Annotated in this window: 14 protein-coding genes; all 14 read left to right on the top strand. The window is 71.2% G+C overall.

The window, feature by feature from the left end; all coding sequences use genetic code 11:
- Positions 1–7: 7 nt before the first annotated feature.
- The 14 genes from ACFVST_RS13625 (at position 8) to ACFVST_RS13560 (ending at position 18621) form a co-directional block, all read left to right on the top strand.
- Positions 8–1345: an aspartate aminotransferase family protein gene (locus ACFVST_RS13625; RefSeq protein WP_390150070.1), complete on the top strand. Its 1338-nt coding sequence runs from the start codon at positions 8–10 to the stop codon at positions 1343–1345.
- Positions 1342–2835 carry an aldehyde dehydrogenase family protein gene (locus ACFVST_RS13620; RefSeq protein ID WP_390150067.1) on the top strand — a complete coding sequence of 498 codons (1494 nt, stop codon included), beginning with the start codon at positions 1342–1344 and terminating at the stop codon, positions 2833–2835. Before ACFVST_RS13625 ends, ACFVST_RS13620 begins: the two co-directional genes overlap by 4 nt.
- Entirely contained in the window at positions 2832–3587 is a 756-nt protein-coding gene (locus tag ACFVST_RS13615) for an arylmalonate decarboxylase (RefSeq protein WP_390150065.1), read from the top strand. The genes ACFVST_RS13620 and ACFVST_RS13615 overlap by 4 nt, the downstream gene beginning before the upstream one ends.
- On the top strand, positions 3584–4792 hold the full coding sequence (locus ACFVST_RS13610; protein WP_390150062.1) for an FAD-dependent monooxygenase: 1209 nt from the start codon (positions 3584–3586) through the stop codon (positions 4790–4792). Before ACFVST_RS13615 ends, ACFVST_RS13610 begins: the two co-directional genes overlap by 4 nt.
- A complete protein-coding gene (locus tag ACFVST_RS13605) occupies positions 4789–5625 on the top strand; it encodes an aspartate/glutamate racemase family protein (protein ID WP_390150060.1) in 837 nt (278 codons plus the stop codon). The genes ACFVST_RS13610 and ACFVST_RS13605 overlap by 4 nt, the downstream gene beginning before the upstream one ends.
- A 280-nt stretch (positions 5626–5905) precedes the next feature.
- Entirely contained in the window at positions 5906–6979 is a 1074-nt protein-coding gene (locus tag ACFVST_RS13600) for a LacI family DNA-binding transcriptional regulator (RefSeq protein WP_390150057.1), read from the top strand.
- Between the two features lie 501 nt (positions 6980–7480).
- The gene (locus tag ACFVST_RS13595) at positions 7481–8725 is read left to right on the top strand and encodes a sugar ABC transporter substrate-binding protein (protein ID WP_390150054.1); all 1245 of its coding nucleotides are present in this window, start codon (positions 7481–7483) and stop codon (positions 8723–8725) included.
- 5 nt (positions 8726–8730) lie between these two features.
- A complete protein-coding gene (locus ACFVST_RS13590) occupies positions 8731–9753 on the top strand; it encodes a carbohydrate ABC transporter permease (RefSeq protein ID WP_390150051.1) in 1023 nt (340 codons plus the stop codon).
- 65 nt (positions 9754–9818) lie between these two features.
- Positions 9819–10637: a carbohydrate ABC transporter permease gene (locus tag ACFVST_RS13585; protein ID WP_390150138.1), complete on the top strand. Its 819-nt coding sequence runs from the start codon at positions 9819–9821 to the stop codon at positions 10635–10637.
- Positions 10638–10729: 92 nt separating this feature from the next.
- Complete coding sequence (locus ACFVST_RS13580) at positions 10730–11929, top strand: glycoside hydrolase family 1 protein (RefSeq protein WP_390150049.1); 1200 nt, start codon at positions 10730–10732, stop codon at positions 11927–11929.
- A 172-nt stretch (positions 11930–12101) separates the two neighbouring features.
- Positions 12102–13535 (top strand): glucoamylase family protein, encoded by a 1434-nt coding sequence (locus ACFVST_RS13575; RefSeq protein WP_390150046.1) that lies wholly within the window; start codon positions 12102–12104, stop codon positions 13533–13535.
- A 681-nt stretch (positions 13536–14216) separates the two neighbouring features.
- Positions 14217–14513: a trypco2 family protein gene (locus ACFVST_RS13570; protein ID WP_390150043.1), complete on the top strand. Its 297-nt coding sequence runs from the start codon at positions 14217–14219 to the stop codon at positions 14511–14513.
- Positions 14510–17476, top strand: coding sequence for a trypsin-like peptidase domain-containing protein (locus ACFVST_RS13565; RefSeq protein WP_390150040.1), 2967 nt, complete (start codon positions 14510–14512; stop codon positions 17474–17476). The genes ACFVST_RS13570 and ACFVST_RS13565 overlap by 4 nt, the downstream gene beginning before the upstream one ends.
- Before the next feature lie 185 nt (positions 17477–17661).
- Positions 17662–18621, top strand: coding sequence for a DUF6801 domain-containing protein (locus ACFVST_RS13560; RefSeq protein ID WP_390150037.1), 960 nt, complete (start codon positions 17662–17664; stop codon positions 18619–18621).
- The last annotated feature ends 243 nt before the right edge of the window (positions 18622–18864 follow it).

Genomic DNA, 18864 nt, shown 5'->3' with positions numbered 1-18864 from the left:
AACCCCTGTGACCCTGCACGACCAAGAAAGCGAAACCCGCCGGCGAGCGGATACGGAGGACGCGGAGGACCAGTTCGCGGGATCGCGGGCGCACCGGCTCCGGGCCCGTTCCGTCCTGCCGCTCGGCGTCTCGTCCTCACCGCGCTCCACCCAGCTCCCGGTACCGCTGGCCGTCGCCAGCGCCCGCGAAGCCCACCTGGTCGACGTCGACGGAAACACCTTCGTGGACTACGCCATGGGCTACGGCCCCCTCATCCTCGGCCACAGCCCGCAGCCCGTACTGGACGCCGTACGCGCGGAGTTGGCCGACGGGCTGAGGACCGGCTCGGTGCACCGCGGTGAGGCCGATCTGGCGGAGGCGATCGCAGGGCTGGTGCCCGGCGCCGAACTCACCAGCTTCGTCAGCAGCGGAACCGAGGCGGTGCATCTGGCGCTGCGCGTCGCCCGCGCGGCCACCGGCCGGCCCCGGGTGCTGAAGTTCCGCGGCCACTACCACGGTTGGTTCGACGGCATCCATCTGGCGAACGCGCCCGGCGTCGACGGCGCCACCACGGCGGGCCAGGACCCGGACGCCCTGCGGAACGTCACGGTGCTGGACTGGGGGGACACCGAGGCGCTGCGGGCCCACCTCTCCGACGACGTGGCCGCGGTCATCATGGAGCCGGCCGCGGTCAACGCGGGCTGCTTCGCCCCGCCGCCGGGCTTCCTGGAGGAGGCCCGCCAACTCACCCGCAGCCACGGGGCGTTGCTGGTCTTCGACGAGGTGATCACCGGTTTCCGGCTGGCGCTCGGCGGCGCCCAGGAACGCTTCGGTGTGACCCCGGACCTCACCGTCCTGGGCAAGGCCCTCGGTGCCGGGATGCCGATCAGCGCCGTGTCCGGCAGCACCGCGGCCATGGCGCCCATCTCCTCCGGGACCGTCATGCACCGGGGCACCTTCAACGGCAACCCGGTGTCGGTGGCGGCGGCGCTGGCGTGCCTGCGGTACCTGGAGTCGCACGCCGAGGAGCTGTACCCGCGGATGGAGGGCCAGGCCGGTGCGATCGCCGCGCAGGTGCGTGCGGCGGCGACCCGGTACGGCGTCGAGGTGGCGGCCAACTCCCTCGGCGGGACCGTGCAGCTCTTCGCGGGGACCGACGCCGTCCCCACCATCGCCGCGCTGTCCGGCGTCGACCGGGAGCGGACGCTGTCGCTGACCCAGGCGCTGCTGCGACGCGGTGTGCAGACGCTCCCCCGCGGCCTGATGTACCTCTCGTCCGCGCACACCGATGAGGACCTGGCGCTGACCCTGGACGCAATCGACGGAGCCATCGGCTCACTTGCCGGTAAGGAGCACCTCGTATGAGCCCGCTCGCGCCGCGCGATCCCCGCGCGGACCTGCCTCTCCACCTGAACCCGGCGATGACCGTCGACGGCGCCGAAGTCGTCGGCACGGGCACACCGCTGACCGTCTACGACCCGGCCACCGGGCGTCAACTCGCCGAGATTCCCGAGGCGTCGACCGAGCAGACCGAAGCCGCCGTCGCGTCGGCGCGGCGGGCCTTCCCCGGCTGGGCGGACCTCGACGGCGACCGGCGGGCCGGGCATCTGCACCGGCTCGCCGACGCCATGGAGGAACGCTTCGACCGGCTGCTCGCCACCGTCATCGGCGAGGTCGGCACCCCCGTCACCCTGGCCGAGAAGCTCCAAGTCCAGTACCCCATCGACCAGTTGAGGTGGTTCGCGGACGCCGCGCGGACCCCGGCCCACCGCGATCTGGGCACCACCGACTACGGAGTGCCCCGGCGCGGCGTCGTCTACGGCCGCCCGGTCGGTGTGGTGGCGGCGATCTCGGCGTACAACTACCCGCTGCACCTGGGGATGTGGAAGGTGGGCGCCGCGCTCGCCGCCGGGTGCACGGTCGTCCTGATGCCCTCGCCGCGCGCGCCGCTGGCGGTGCTGGAACTCGGCCGGATCGCGGTGGAGGCGGGGCTGCCGCCGGGGGTGCTCAATGTGGTCGTCGGGGGCCCGGAGGTCGGGCGCGCGCTGACCGAGCATCCGGCGGTGGACAAGGTGTCGTTCACCGGTTCCGACGGCGTCGGCCGCCAGATCGTGGCCCAGGCCGCGCCCGGCCTCAAGCGCGTCACACTGGAACTCGGCGGGAAGTCGGCCGCGATCGTCCTCCCCGGCGCCGACCTCCGCGCGGCGGCCGCGGCACTGCACCCACGGTACGCGCGCAACGCCGGCCAGGGCTGCGCCTCCCCCACCCGCATCCTGGTCCACCGCTCCGAACTCGACGCCTTCCTCCAGGCCAGCAAGCCCGTCTACGACAGCCTCACCGTCGGCGACCCATGGCGCCCGGACACCGTGGTGGGCCCCGTGATCCGCCCCGAACACCGCGCGCGCATCGAGGACATGGTCGCCGGGGCCGTCGACCGCGGCGCGACCGTCGCCCTCGGCGGCGGACGGCCGGACCACCAGGACGGGTGGTGGGTCAACCCGCATCTGATCACCGGGATCGGCAACGACGACCCCCTCGCACAGGAAGAGGTGTTCGGCCCCGTGGCCGTTCTGATGCCCTACGCCGACCTGGACGAGGCCGTCCGGACAGCCAACGGCACCCGCTACGGGCTGTCCGCCTACCTCCAGGGCGACCCCGTACTCGCCGAGCGGATCGCGGGCCGGCTGCGGGCCGGCACCGTGAGCATCAACGAGGCCGCGGGACTCCGCCCCGACGCGCCGTTCGGCGGCTTCGGGCACAGCGGGCTCGGCCGCGAGGGCGGCGAGTGGGGCCTCGCCGCCTACCTCGAACCCCAGCATGTGCAGAGCCCCCTCGGCCGAGGCGGTGCGGCATGACGGCGGACACCGGCCTGCCCCAGGCCCGCGTAGGCGTCGTCGTCCCCCCGGCCAACCCGACCGTGGAACCGGAGATGCACGCCCTGCTCGACCCCGGGATCATCGCCCACACCACCCGCTTCCCGGTGTTCGCCAACCGGGACCAGCGGCAGCGGAACCAGGGCTACCTCGACGCCCTGCCGGACGCCGTCGCCTCGTTCGGGACACTGCGGTTGGGCGCGTACTTCATCGCCTGCACCGGCTCGCACTACCTCCTGGAACCGGCGCAGGACGCGGACCTGTGCGCACGGCTCTCCGCCCAGGCCGGCTTCCCCGTACGGTCCGCCACCCTCGCCATCACCGACGCCCTGCGCGCCACCGGCCGCGGTGAACTCTTCGTCGCCTCCCCCTACGAGCCCTGGCTGACCGAACTCTCCGAGCGGTACTGGTCGCGCGCCGGCTTCACGGTCCGCGGCGTCGTCCCGGTACGCGCCACCGACCGCTTCTCCCCGTACGACGTGACGCCCGAGGAACTCACCGCGCAGGTGGAGGCCGCCGGGGTGCCCGAGGACGCCGCGATCCTCTTCACCGGCACCGGAATGCCGACGGTGCGCGCCATGCAGGCCCTCGGCGAGGGCAACGACCGGGTCACCCTCTCGTCCAACCTCTGCGGGGCGTGGTGGATGGCCTCGACGGTCCGGCCCGGCACCGCCGGTCATCCGCTGCTCCAGCGCCTTCACCGCCAGGTCCCGGCCGCGGGGGTGGCCTCGTGAAGACCAGGGTGCTGATCGCCGGCGCGGGCCCGGTGGGCCTGTTCGCGGGGCTGCGGCTCGCCCAGGCCGGTGTGGACGTCGTGGTGCTGGAGCAGCGCGCCGCACTGGGACTGGACTCGAAGGCCTCCACGTTCCACGCGGCCACACTGGAGCTGCTGAACGCGGCCGGAGTCGCCGACCGGTTCCTCCCCCTGGGGGTCGCCGTCGACGAGCTCCAGTGGCGGGACCTCGACGGCGGCATCCACGCCCGTCTGCCGTTCTCCCTGCTCTCGGCCGAGACCCGCTACCCGTTCCGTCTGCACGCCGAACAGACCCAGCTCACACCGCTGCTGGCGGACCGGCTGACCGCGCTCCAGCCCGACGCCCTGCGCTTCCAGGCCAGGGCCGGAAGCATCCGGGAGGACGCGGACGGGGTGCGGGTGACGGTGCACGGCCCCGACGGGCCCACCACCGTCACCGCGGACTACGTCCTCGCCGCCGACGGCGCGGGCAGCGGAATCCGCGAGCAGCTCGGCGTGGGCTTCCCCGGCGACGCCTATGCCTCGCGCGCCCTGCGCGTCATCACCCACGGGGACCTGCGCGACCACCTGCCGGGCCTCGCCGGGATGACCTACGTCCGGGACGACCGCGGCTCGTGCAGCCTGCTGCGGATGCGCGACCACTGGAGGTTCATCTTCCGGGTCGTGGACGACCGCCCCGACGAGGAACTGCTGGCACCCGAGGCGGTACGCGCACTGGTCGACCGGATAGCGCCGGGCGTCCAGGTTGAGGACGCACACCTCTACAGCAACCGCCACCATGTCGCCGACACCTTCCGGCAGGGCCGCGTCCTCTTCGCCGGCGACGCCGCCCACATCACCACCACCGCGGGCGGGATGAACATGAACTGCGGGCTCCACGACGCCTTCGACCTCGCGTCCGCACTGGCCGCAGTGGTACACGGCGACGCCGGGCCGGACGCCCTGGCGCAGGCCGCGGACCGGCGCCGCCGCGTCGTCTCGGAGGTCGTCATCCCCCGCACCGAGCAGCGGGCCGCCGGTGCGGACGGGCAGTCCGGCGCGCTCGCCTCCGCCGTCGCCGACCTGCGGCGGATCGCCGGGGACGAGGACGCGGCCCGCCGGTACCTGCTCGAAGCGTCGATGTTCGACACCCGGCCGCCCATGGAAGAGCCGGGCGCGCACACAAGTGCGGGAGCAGCGCGATGACGAAGCGGATCTGGTTCCAGAAGCACACCGTGGAAGGCAGGCTCCCCCTGCTCGACACCTGGTACCGCGAGCACCTCAAGCAGTTGGTGGGGAGCGACACCGAGGTCGACATCCACACCCTGCCGCGGGCCGCCTACCCCGCCGCCATTCCGGAGGGGGTGGTGCGGTTCGGCGCCGTCGAGACGTTCTTCAGCACGTACTTCTCCCGCCAGGCACTCGCCGCCGAAGCCCAGGGCTACGACGCCTTCGTCATCGCCACCAGCCAGGACCCCGGACTGCGGGAAGCCCGCACCCTCGCCGGCATCCCCGTCCTCGGCTACGGCGAGACGGCCTACCACTTCGCGGCGATGAGCGGCCAGCGCTTCGCCGTGGTCGGCTTCATCCCGGAACTGGCCGAACCCCTCCGGGAGAACATCACCGCGTCCGGCCTGGCCCACCGTTTCGTCGGCTTCGAGTACCTCGCCGACGGCGCCGCCGTCGTCGGCGAGGCCCTGACCGGCGACCCGGACCGCTTCCGCGCCGCCTTCACCGACTCCGCCCGCCAGGCCATCGCCCGCGGCGCCCAACTCCTGATCCCCGGCGAGGGCCTGCCGAACGAGATCCTCTGGCACGAGGGAGTCACCGAGATCGACGGCGTCCCGATCGTCGACGCCGACGGACTCCTGGTCAAGGCCGCCGAGTTGATGATCGACCTCACCCGCACCGGCGTCTTCGGCCGCTCCACCACCGGCTACTGGTTCCGCCGCCCCGACCCGTCCTTCATCGACCACCTGTCCGGGGTCTTCTGGGCTCCTGACGAAACGGGCAACTCGGGGGCGGCGGGGGGCAGTTGACCACCGAGGGCCGGGTCACCGGCGATTGCCCGGGGCTCGACGTCCATGCCGGGATCGGCGTCAGGACCGGAGCGAGAATCCCCGTGACCGTCGGCGACGACACCGAGTTCAGGCGAACAGCCGCCCATCGGAACAGCCCGGCACCCCAGCACGCCGGGCCGGGAACTCCGCCCCGGCGCGGCACGCACCGTGCCGCCTTGCCCGTTCGTGGCATCCACACCTAGGGTGAATGCGCTTTCAAACACGCGCACGCATTCTGACGACTCCGGGGGTCCACCCAGTGAGCACAGCCCCCACGGTGTACGACGTCGCCGAACGGTCCGGGGTCTCCATCGCCACCGTGTCCCGTGTCTACCGCAACTCGGACTCCGTCCGCGCCCAGACCCGCGAGCGGGTCCTCGCCGCCGCCCGCGAACTCGGCTACGTGCCCAGCGGCAACGCCCGCGGGCTCGCCAGCCGCTCCACCGGCGTCCTCGGCCTCTGCTTCCCGGACTACTCCGACCCGGACACCGAGAGCGAGGCCGCGGCGGCCGACGCCGACGAGGACCGGGCCTTCACGCTCTACTCCGACCAGATCATCCGCGGCATGGAGCGCGCCGCCCGGCGGCACGGCTACGCCCTGCTCATCGCGGCCTCCCTGAGGGGCGGCCCGGAGAGCCTGGTCGCCAAGGTGGCCGGACGGGTCGACGGTTTCGCCGTCCTGTCCAGGACGGTGCCGACCGAGGACCTCGGCCTGATCTCGCGGCGCCAGCCCGTCGTCATGCTGGCGGGGCCCAGGGAGGAAGAGGAACTGGACCACCTCGACCACATCGAGGTCGCCAACGCCGACGGCCAGCGCGAACTCACCCGGCACCTCATCGAGGACCACGGCCTGCGCCGCCTCGCGTTCGTCGGTACGGAGGAGACGTCGCCGGACGCCGCGGCCCGGTTCCTCGGCTACCAGCAGGCGTGCCGGGGGGCCGGTGTCCCCGTACGGGACGAGGCCGACGTCCTGGTCGGGATGATGACCCAGGCCGAGGGGGCACGGGCCGCCGACCTGCTCCTCGGCCGGGAGGACCTGCCCCCGCAGGCCATGGTCTTCGCCAACGATCAGATGGCCGTGGGCGCGCTGCACACCCTGGAGCGGCGCGGAGTGCGGGTGCCCGAGGACGTGGCTGTCACCGGCTTCGACGGCATCCCTCTCAGCCGTCTGGTCCGCCCCGCGCTCACCACCGTCCGCCAGCCGATGCGCCGCCTCGGCGAGGCGGCCGTGGAACTGCTGGTGGAACGCCTGAACGGCACCCGCTCCGGCGACCCCGTCTCCCTGGTGCTGCCGGTCTCGGTGGCCCGCAGGGCGAGCTGCGGCTGCGCGTAGGAGCTGTCCGACCGTTCCCGCCCTGCCCGCGTGGCCTGGCACCGCACCTCGCGGCGCTTTCGGGATCGCCCGTGTCCGCCCAGTACGCGGGCGCCCCTCCGCCTCGCGATGCACGGCACCAGACGCCGTGGCCTGATCCGACGCGAATCGTCAGACAGCCCCAGGTCACAGGACTCGGGTAACGAAACCGGCGCGGGCCTCCGCCGTGCCGCCGCCCGAAGTACCGCAGGGCATCGGCGACTTCGGGAGGCCGACGGTGGTGGCGGCACATCGACTCACCGCCGCCCACGATCGGTCACCACCGCGACCAGCGCCCAGACATCCGGCATACGGTGCGAACAGCCCGGCGCGCCCAGGCGCACAGGGGAATCCCCCACAGATGTCGCGCTCGTTACGAAAGCGTGACCAAAGCGCCTCTTGTCACACCGGAAAGGCCGAACCACAGTGATGTATGCGCTTACAGGCAGCGCATACATTCACGGAACGCCCGAGGAGCCGTCCATGCACCGCACCGCCAGAACCGCTTCGGTCGCCGTCGCAGCAGTCACGGCATTGACCCTCACCGCGTGCGGAGGCTCCGGCAGTGAGGATGCCGCCGCCGGCAAGAAGCAGACCCTCACCGTGTGGGCCATGGGCGCCGAGGGCGAGAAGCTCGCCGACGTGGCCAAGGGGTACGAGAAGGCCAACCCGAACATCACGGTCAAGGTCACCCCCGTCGGCTGGGACGTCGCCCACCAGAAGCTGGTCGCCGCCGCCGCCGGTGGCAAGCTGCCCGACATCGCGCAGATGGGCGGCAGTTACATGGGCGAGTTCGCGGAGATGGGAGTCCTGGAGCCGGTCGACACCAAGACCTTCAGCGAGAAGACCTTCTTCCCGGCGGGCTGGAAGCAGAGCACGATCGACGGCAACACCTACGGCGTGCCGTGGTATGTCGACACCCGCGTCCTCTACTACCGCACCGACCTCGCCAAGAAGGCCGGCATCACCAAGGCCCCGGCCACCATGGCCGACCTCCAGACGATGGCCCAGACCTACCAGGACAAGGCGGGCACCAAGTGGGGCCTGTCGATCCAGCCGGGCGGCCTGGACACCGTGCAGAGCTTCTACCAGTTCCTGTACTCCGCGGGCGGCGAGATCGTCACCGACGGCGGCAAGGCGGTCATCAACAGCCCGGAGGCCGTCAAGGCCCTGGAGAACTACGGGAGTTACTTCAATAAGGGCCTGTCCGAGAAGTCCGTCCGTCCCGGCTACGACGTGACGAAGGACTTCAACAAGGGCTCCGTCCCGATGTTCTTCTCCGGCCCGTGGATCATGAGCCTGCTCAAGGACAACTACCCGGACCTGGCCGGCAGGTGGGCCGTCGCGAACGTCCCCACCGACAAGACCTCCGTCTCCATGGCCGGCGGCTCCAGCCTGGTGATCTCCAAGAACAGCGGACACAAGGCCGCCGCCGCGAAGTTCATCAGCTACCTGACCGACGCCAAGGGCCAGGCCGACTGGTTCAAACGCACCAGTGACCTGCCCGCCAACATCAGGGCCTGGGATTCCGGCAGGCTCGCCACCGACCCCGGCCTGAAGGTCTGGCGCACCCAGATGGAGACCGCCAAGGTCTCCCCGGTCCAGCCGAAGTGGACCGAGATCACCTCCAAGGTCGACACCGCGATCGAGTCCGTCACACAGGGCGAGTCCTCCGCGAAGGCCGCACTGGACAAGGCGCAGTCCGAGATCGAAAGCCTGGTGGAGTAGCCGTCATGGGCACCACGACCGGCACGGCCGCCGACGCGGCGGAGGCGAAGGCCGGGCCGGGGACCGCGGGGTCCCCGGCCCCCGGGCCGGGGACCGCGGGGTCCCCGGCCCCCGGGCCGGGGCGGCGCGGACCGCGCGGGCAGCGCTCCATGGGTGCACAGAACCTGGCCGGCTGGCTGTTCTCCACTCCCTTCCTCGTGCTGTTCACGGTCTTCATGGCGTTCCCGATCGTCGCGACGCTCCTGATGAGCTTCACCGACTTCGGAACGTTCCACGTCACCCACCCGCTGGACGCCCGGTTCGTCGGCTTCGACAACTACGTGAAGCTCTTCGACGACGACAAGTTCCTCACCGCGCTGTTCAACACGGCGTACTTCGTGGCCGTCGGCGTCCCCCTGACGATCCTGCTGGGGCTCGTGGTCGCGGTCCTGCTGAACAACGGCATCGACCGCGCCCGTACCTTCTTCCGGGTCGGCTTCTACGCCCCCGTGGTCACCACCATCGTCGCGGTCGCGGTCGTCTGGCGCTTCGTGCTCGACCCGTCGGACGGCCTGATCTCCGGCATCGCCGCCGAACTCGGCGTGACCGCACCGGACTTCCTGGGCTCGGAGACCCTGGCCATGCCGTCGATCATCGCGATGGCGGTCTGGCGCAACCTGGGTACGGTCATGGTCCTGTTCATCGCCGGACTCCAGGCCATCCCGACGGAGGTCCGGGAGGCCGCGAGACTCGACGGCGCGGGAGCCTGGCAGGAGTTCCGCCGGATCACCGTGCCGCTGCTTCGGCCGACGATGCTCTACACCACGGTGATCACCACCATCGGCTACCTCAACGTCTTCGAGGAACCGTTCGTGATGACGCAGGGCGGGCCTTCGGACTCCACGCTGACCGTGTCCCTGAACATGTACCGCGAGGGCTTCAACTTCTTCCACATGGGCTACGCGAGCGCGATGGCGTACGTCCTCTTCCTCGTGATCATGGGCGTCACGGTGCTCCAGCTCCGCCTGCTGAAGGACAACACCAAGTGAGCGCCCACAAGGCCCCCGAGGCCGCCTCCGTCCACCGGCCGGTACGCCCGCCGCACACCGGCCGGGTGCGCAGGCCGGTGACGTACGTACTGCTGTCCGTCGGCCTGCTGGTCATGGTGGCGCCGTTCCTGTGGATGGCGCTGTCCGCCTTCAAGACCAAGAAGGAACTGACCGCCAGCGAGCCGGTCTGGGTCCCGTCCGAGTGGACACTGAAGAGCTTCACGGACCTCTTCGACCGGCTCGACATGCCGCGCTACTTCATGAACTCGGTGATCGTCGCCGTACTGGTCACCGTCTGCAACCTGCTGTTCTGCTCGATGCTGGGCTACGCCCTGGCGAAGCTGAGGTTCGCCGGCCGGTCCAGGGTCTTCGCCATCGTGCTCGCGGCACTGATGGTGCCCGGCAACCTCATGATCCTCCCGCTGTACGTACTGATGACAAAGCTCGGCCTCATCGACAGTTACGCGGGGCTCGTCCTGCCCTTCGCCGCCGGGGCCTTCGGCGTGTTCCTGATGCGGCAGTTCATGCAGTCCGTCCCCGACGAGCTGCTCGAAGCGGCCAGGATCGACGGCGCCGGCGAGTGGTACATCTTCTGGCGCATCGTGATGCCGCTGGTCAAGCCCGCCCTGGCGACGCTGACGCTCTTCACCTGCCTCGGCTCGTGGAACAACTTCGTCTGGCCGCTGGTGGCCACCAACGACCCCGGCAAGTACACGCTGCCGGTGGCCCTCGCGACCTTCGCCAACGACCCCAACCGCACCGTGGGCGGCGGCAACGGAATGCTCATGGCCGGCTCACTCCTCGTCGTCCTCCCCGTCCTGGCCGTCTTCATCGCGCTGCAACGGCACTTCACCCAGGGCATCGCGACAGCCGGCATGAAGTAGCCGCCCCTGTTCCCGCCCCGGCGCCGGGCCACGCCCCCCGCCTGCGCGAAGGGCGGCCCACCCCCACACCCACCAGAAAGACAGAACGGATGATGACGCACACTTCGACCCGGTTCCCCGAAGGCTTCCTGTGGGGCGCCTCCACCGCCGCCTACCAGATCGAGGGCAACAACCTCAACAGCGACTGGTGGCGCAGGGAACACGACCCGGCGGCGAACATCCAGGAGCCCAGCCTCGACGCCTGCGACAGCTACCACCGCTGGGAGCAGGACATGGACCTGCTTGCCGAACTCGGCTTCACCGACTACCGGTTCAGCATCGAGTGGGCCCGTATCGAACCGGTCCCCGGCGTCTTCTCCCGGGCCGAACTCGCTCACTACCGCCGCATGGTCGAGGGCGCCCACGCCCGCGGTCTGCGCCCGATGGTGACCCTGCACCACTTCACCGTGCCCCAGTGGTTCGAGGACCTGGGCGGCTGGACGGCCGACGGCGCCGTCGACATGTTCGTCCGGTACGTCGCCGCGTGTGCCCCCGTCATCGCCGAGGGGGTGCGCCATGTCTGCACCATCAACGAACCCAACATGATCGCCGTGATGGCCGGCGCCGCCAGGGCCGGCGACCGGAGCTTCCCGGCCGCCGGTCTGCCGACGCCCGACGAGGAGACCACCCACGCGGTCATCGCCGCTCACCACGCCGCCGTGAAGACGGTCAAGGCGATCAACCCCGGCATCCGGACCGGCTGGACCGTCGCCAACCAGGTCTACCAGGCCCTGCCCGGCGCGGAGGATGTCACCGCCGACTACCGCCACCCCCGCGAGGACGTCTTCATCGAGGCCGCCCGCGGCGACGACTGGATCGGCGTCCAGTCCTACACCCGGACCAGGCTCGGCACCGACGGCCCCCTCCCCGCGCCCGCCGACGCCGAACGCACTCTGACGCAGTGGGAGTACTACCCCACCGCCGTCGGCCACGCCCTGCGGCACACGGCGGCGCTCGTGGGCGACGTCCCCCTGATCGTCACAGAGAACGGCATCGCGACCGCCGACGACGCCCGCCGTGTCGACTACTACACCGGCGCGCTCGCCGCCGTCGCCGCCGCCATCGAAGACGGCCTCGACGTCCGCGGCTACCTCGCCTGGAGCGCCCTCGACAACTACGAGTGGGGCTCCTACAAGCCGACCTTCGGCCTGATCGCCGTCGACCGCGAGACCTTCGAGCGGACCGCCAAACCGTCCGCGGTCTGGCTCGGCAAGCTCGGCCGCACCCGCGAACTGCCGCGCACCACCACCTGACGCGGCCCCGGCGCACCCCTGACCGGGTGCGCCCCCGAACCCGGGAGCCGGCGGTCCCCTGACACCCGCCGGCTCCCGCGGACGACCACCCCCCTTCGCCCGTCGTCCCACGCCGCCGCCTTCGGCGCGCAACGCGCCAAGTACGCCTTGTTCCTTTAGGAGTTGGACCTTCATGGACCGTCGTACCTTTCTCACCACCACCGGAGCCGGGGCAGCCGCCGTCTCCCTGGGCTCCGCCGGCGGCGCCTTCGCCGCGCCCCGCGTCCGGCCCGATCGGTCTGCCCGCACCGCCGACGCGCCGATGCTGCGGAAGTGGTTCCAGTCCACGTACCGCTCGATCGTGGCGATGACGACCGACTTCGGCCTCACCGCTGACAAGATCAACGTCAGGGCCTCCGGCCGGCCCGTGCCCTCCGTCCAGACCTCGCCCACCAACATCGGCTGCGGCCTGTGGTCGACGGTGGCCGCCGCCGGGCTCGGCGTGATCTCCCGCGACACCATGCACCGCGACCTGACCCGTACCGTCTCCGCCATCGAGAAGCTGGAGCGCGCCCACGGCTTCTGGTTCAACTGGTATGACGCGTCCGACGGTTCGGTCCTCACCACCTGGCCGGAGAGCGGCGGCCCGGTCCGCCCGTTCCTCTCCTCCGTCGACAACGCCTGGCTGGTCACAGGTCTGCGGATCGCCGCCGACGCCGACCCGGCGCTGCGGCCCCGCATCGCCCGGCTGCTCGCCGACGCCGACTGGTCGTACTACTACACGCCGTACGACCCCGCCGACCCGGTCGCCGGGCCCGGCCAGTTGCGCGGCGGCTTCTGGCCCGACAAGCCGGGCAGGGGCGAACCGACAGGACACCACTACGGCGCGCTCAACACCGAGCCCCGCATGGCGAGTTACCTCGGTATCGCCGACGGCAGCCTGCCCGGCGACCACTACTGGCACCTCTTCCGCACCCTGCTGCCCGGCATGGGCCAGGAGCAGGAACCCGGCGGCGCGTGGGTCACCCTCGACGGGGTCCGCGTCTGGCAGGGCCACTACACCCACCGGGGCCGCAAGCTCGTCCCGAGCTGGGGCGGCTCGATGTTCGAGGCACTGATGGTGCCCCTGTTCGTGCCGGAGCCGGAGTGGTCCCCGCACTCCTGGGGCACCACGCACGACCGGTACGTCCGCAGCCAGATCGAGCACGGCCTCGACGAGGAGAAGTACGGCTACTGGGGCTTCTCACCCGCCAGCATCCCCGAGGGCGGCTACCGCGAGTACGGCGTCGACGCCATCGGTATGCAGATCGAGGGCTACAACTCCCTGGGCGTGGTCACCCCCCACGCCTCGTTCCTGGCGCTCCCGCACGCACGCGGCGAGGCGATCGACAACCTGAAGGCACTCGCCCGCGACTTCGGCGCCTACGACGAGACCTACGGCTTCCGCGACTCCGTGAACATACGCACCGGCCATGTCAGCGACTTCGTCCTGGCCCTGGACCAGGGCATGATCGCCGCCGCCCTCGCCCAGCAACTCGCCCCCGGCCTGTTGCAGCGCCCCTTCCGCACCGGCGGCTTCCGCTCCCGCGTCCGCCCCCTCCTGCAAAGGGAACGCTTCAGCATCTGACCGCTCCGGGACACACGAAGGCCCTCCCTTCGGCAGGAGGGCCTTCGACCCGTCAGCGGCCCGGCGCCCGCCACGCCGCCCACGCGGATGCGGCGCGATCAAAGCCGGGGCCTGGCCCGGATCACCCTTCAAGGTCCGTCCGCCACGTTGCTGCACTGCGGCGTACCGCTCATTCGTCCGGGTCACCAGACGGCGACGAACGGGGGAAAGCGGTTCCGGGCTGCCACCCTCGTCCCGGGCGACCGTCTCTCCCCACGACACCTCGTCCCGCTACGCACGGCACGGCCACATCATCAAGCCGGAAGGGATTCTCCGCCCATGTGACCCAGACCTGCGCTCCCGACGGACCCAACGTGATCACGGCCCGTCAGCACCGCCGGAATGAGGGCTGGCCCGGGACGACTTCCCCATCGAATACGACCGCCAGCAGGTCACCTTCCCCCAGGGACAAGTCAACCAGGGCTGGCACGGCCCCTACCCGACCTCCTCACCCACCGAGGCCCCGCTCATCGTGGCCGGGTTCACCGAGAGCCAGTGCCGCCCCTGTCCCGTCCGGTCCCGCTGCACGTCCACCGCCGACAGCGTCCGCACCGTTTTTAGGGCACATGTCTTGACAACTACCCAGCGTACTGGGACATGTTGGTGGCGGAACCATGCCAACGGGTAGGAAAGGACGCGGAGTTGATCGACTTAGCCACGGTGATCCGGGAGCTGCGGGACGAGTTGGAGCGTGCGGTCGTCGCTTCCGAGGGTGAGGCGCTGCGCTTTGAGTTGGGGGAGATCGAGCTGGAGGTGTCGGTCGCGGTGGAGCGGGCCGGGCAGGCGGGGGCGAAGGTGCGTTTCTGGGTGGTGGAGACGGGCGCGGAGGTGAGGGCGGGGGCGACCTCCACCCAGCGGATCAGACTGGCGCTGCGACCGACCGTGGCGGGAGCGGACAAGACCTTCATCGGTGGTGTCGCCGAGGCGCATGAGGGATGAGCGCCACGGAAGGCGGGTACTCGGCAGCGACCGGGTTGGATCCGCGGCGTGCGGTCCAGGTTCTCGCCACGGCGGAGACGGGCGCACGGCGGCGCGGTTCGGGTTACCGGGTCACGGCGGACACCGTCCTCACGGCCGCACACGTGGTGCGTGACGCTCCGTCAATTCGCTTACGGTTCTTTGCTGATGGCGGCCGGACGAGCGAACTGCCGGGCGTACGGGTCTGGTTGGACGTCGAGGCGGACATCGCGGTACTCCGGATCGAGCACGGCCGGGGTGCGGGCGGGCCGTTGGCGGCGGAGGTGCCGCCGGTGCGGTTCGCGCGGGTCACGGGTGTGGTGGAGTGCGATGCGCTGGGCTTCCCGAGATTCAAACTGCGCCGCGAACCCGCCTCGGACGGGAGCGGGCCTCCCGTGGCGCACCGGGACTCCCACCACGCCCGCGGCACCACCACCCCGCTCTCGAACGTGCGGCAGGGCACGCTGGAACTCTCGCTGCGGGCACCCCAGTTGGGCGCCGATCGGGACCGCTCCCCGTGGGAGGGGATGTCGGGGGCCGCGGTGTGGAGCGGCGGATGCCTGATCGGAGTGGTCAGCGAGCATCATCACGCCGACGGGCCCGGCACCCTGGCGGCGAGCCAGGTGCGCCGCTGGTACGAGGTCCTCGCGCCGGAGCGGCTCCGGGAACTCCATGAGCTGATCGGCCTGCCCGTCGGCGCCGGGCAACTCGAACAGGTCCCGCCGCCGCGGAGCGAGCCATGGCTGGCGGCGACGGCGGAGGAACTCGCCTCCTGGGTGCAGAAGCAGTGGTCGGTCGAGGAGCTGCGGCGGAATGTGCACGATCCGTTCCCGATGCGGGTGCGCTTCCGGAACGCGACCGGCCCGTTCGACAACTGGTCCAACATCTGTCTGGATCCGCCCGGTTCGCGGACACCGTCGGCGCCCTTGGTCCTGGCGGGCGAGTTGGGGTCGATCGTCGACGAGTACCGGAAGGTTCCGTCCCACCGGCTGGTGGTGCTCGGGGAGGCCGGGGCGGGCAAGACGATCCTCGCGCTGCGCTTCGTGCTGGACCGGCTGGGTGCCCGCAGCCCCGGCGACCCGGTGCCGGTGATCTTCAGCCTCGGTTCCTGGGACCCGGCCGTCTCGCTGCACGACTGGATGTGCGACCGGCTGGTGCGGGACTACCCCGACCTCAACGTCCCGGCGCCGGACGGCAGTAGCCCGGCCGACAGCCTCCTGCACGGAGGCCGCGTCCTTCCGATCCTCGACGGTTTCGACGAGATCGCCGGGGCCTCGCAGTCCGCGGCGCTCCGCGCGATCAACGCCACCACGATGCCCCTGCTGCTCACCAGCCGCCCGAAGGAGTACGCCACGGCGGTGCGGCACCCGAAGGGGGCGGTACTCAGGGGCGCCGCCGGCATCATGCTGGACCCGCTCGATCTGGAGGCCCTTGCCGAGTATCTGCGCCGGGCGAGTCCGCCCCTCGCCGGGGGCGATGAGACGCGCACCGCGTGGGAGCCGGTGCTGAAGGAGCTGTCCGAGGAGTCGCGCGGCGCGGGCGCCCGGAATGTGGCCGAGGCGCTGAGCACTCCGCTGATGGTCGCGCTGGCCCGCACCGTGTACCACGGCGCACGCGATCAGCAGGACGACCAACAGGGCGATCAACAGGACGATCAACAGGACGGTCAGCAGGGCGATCAGCAAGGCGATCAGCAGGACGAGGACAGGCCCCAGCCGACGGAACTGCTGGACACCGCGCGCTTCCCCACCGCCACGGCCGTGGAGGACCACCTCCTGTCCGCGTTCGTCCCCGCCGCCTACGACCGCCCACCGGTCGGCCCGCGGACCTCCGGCACCGGCGCCCCCGTACCGCGTCGGCGGCGCTGGGATCCCGAGCGGGCGGAACACTGGCTCGGGTACCTCGCCTGGCATCTCGACCGGCTCGGCCAGGGTGAGCGAGTCACCCGCGACCTCGCCTGGTGGGAGCTCGGCACCACCATGCGCCGTTCCGCACGGACGCTCGCCGTCGGCGGCCTGGCGTCCCTGGCCTTCGGCATCACGACCGCGGTCGGGAACATCCCGGTGGACCTGGTGGCGACCTCACGCGGGCTGGAGTTCGCGCTGATACGGGGAGTCGCGGTGGGACTCCTGCACGGCTCCGCGGCCGGGCTGATCTTCGGGCTCATCTACTGGTTCCTGTCCGGGCACAGCGGGATCAAGCCGTTACAGGTACGGATGAGGCTGACCCGCGGCGCCTGGAAGAGGCACACGGAGGTCCTCCAGGGTGCCGTGACCGGTGTCGTCGTCGGTGTGGTGGCCTCAGCGGTACTGCTGGTCCTGGACCGGGTCGTGATCCGGGATCTCGGGCTGGACGACGGCCTCGGGGGCGGCCGGCTGGCGGCGTACGTCTTCCTCGCGGAACTCGGCCTCGGGGGCGGCCTCGTCTTCGGCCTGACGGCCCTCCTGGAAGCCCCGCTGCAATCGGAGTCCGCGGCGCGGCCGACAGATCTGCTGAACGCCAACCGGCGGCGCGTGGCCTTCCGGTTGGCGCTCTGGGCGCTCGTCATCGGGCCGCTCGTCGGGCTGGTCGAGGGCGTCTGGCACGGTCCCGTGCGCGGGATCGAGGCCGGGGCGGTCTTCGGACTCGAAGCCGCCTTCGGCGCCGGGCTGGCTTACGGGTGCGGTCTGACGGCGTGGGGCCAGTGGGTCGCCCTGGCCAGGATCTGGCTGCCGCTGACCGGGCGGCTGCCCTGGCGGCTGATGGCCTTCCTGGACGACGCCCACCGGCGCGAGGTGCTGCGCCAGGCCGGTGCGGTCTACCAGTTCCGGCACGCCAGCGTCCAAGGCCACCTCAGCAAGGGATTCCGCGAGCACTCCACGAAAGCCGACACCGCCGCCCTCGGGAACCCACCGCCACCCAACCAGCGTCAAAGCGACAAAGACATCCATCGGGACGTTCACTGATCAAAACGGCAGACGGTGGACGGCGAACAGCAGACGGCACTCGGTACTCAGCACTCAGCACTCAGCACTCAGCACTCAGCACTCAGCACTCAGCAGGGGGAATCATGGGGTCAACAGGCTTAGCAGGCTCAGCAGTTGGTCCGCGACGGCCGGGGACGGTACTCGCTCTCGGAGCCGCGACGGCCGTGCTGGTCATCGCCGCGAGCGCGGCCGGCACCGGTGTCGCCGCCGCGCGATCGGTCTCGCTCACCCTGCGCTACACCTGCCATTTCCCGGTGATCGGCGGTCAGCCCGTGACGGTCCGGGCCACCGCGGATCTTCCGGCTTCGCACACCCTCGGCACCCCCACCCCGCGATTCCCCATCCGCACGGTGACGACGGTGAGTCCCAGCCTCACCGGCGGGCTCCGCTTCCTCGGCGTGCACTCCGTCGAGGGCACGGCTGGCGAGAACGTCCAAGTGGCCGCCCCACAAGGCGACTTCAACGCCCGAGTACCCTTCAGCATCCCCAAGTCCACCGTTCCGAAGTCCGGTTCGTTCCCCATCCCGGCGTCCGGCACCGCCCCCTCGCTCACGTTCCGCCAGCAAGGCCGCGGGAAGCTCACCGCCGGGGACATCAACCTGCACCTCGTCCCGAGGAACGCGGACGGCGACCTGACCTACCTCGGCGAACTCGACGTGCCCTGCACCCCGGACGGCGGTCAGAACAAGGTCATCGAGTCCTTCACCATCAACCCCCCGGCGCCGACCACCTCCGCCACCTCCGCCACCTCCGGCGCGACCCCCACGACCACCACCGCCCCCGCACCTTCGGGCCGAACCGCCTCCGGAGGTGCCACCGCCACCGCCAGCCCGTCCGAGGCAGGCGCCCCCGGCAGCACGGCCACCCCCACCACCGGCTCGCCCTCGGCCACCGCCGCGGAACCCACACGGACCTCCACCACCGACGGCACACCCACCTACACGACCGGAACCGAGGACGGGCACAGCAACAGCAGGACCCTGACCCTCCTCACGGCAGGCGCCTGCGCCGCGGCAGCCGGCGCCGCCGCATACGGCAGAGCCCTGTGGCGCCGCCACCACCCCACCCCCGAGGGATTCATGACGGTGAGCCAGCCGGAGGAAGTGCCGGACAGAGACCTCTGAGGGCGGGCTCCCCGGCCCCTCACCCCGATCGACCGGTCGCCCCACCTCATCGGAGAGCATGTGAGCCCACACCAGAAGAAGCAGATCGCCAAAGCAGTCAAGGAAAGCCAAATCCGTCGGACTCAACTCACAGTTGAGGAAGTACACAACGGCCATCCGCGCTCATCGGCGGGACCTCTTCCTCGTGTGAAGCGCACGGCCGCGGACAGTCAGGTCGTCGTCCGTGGCCCAGTTGCAGAACCC

Origin of the sequence: Streptomyces sp. NPDC058045 (assembly GCF_042885635.1) — a bacterium.
Classification (GTDB): Bacteria; Actinomycetota; Actinomycetes; order Streptomycetales; family Streptomycetaceae; genus Streptomyces.
This window is presented reverse-complemented; position numbering and strand designations above follow the sequence as displayed.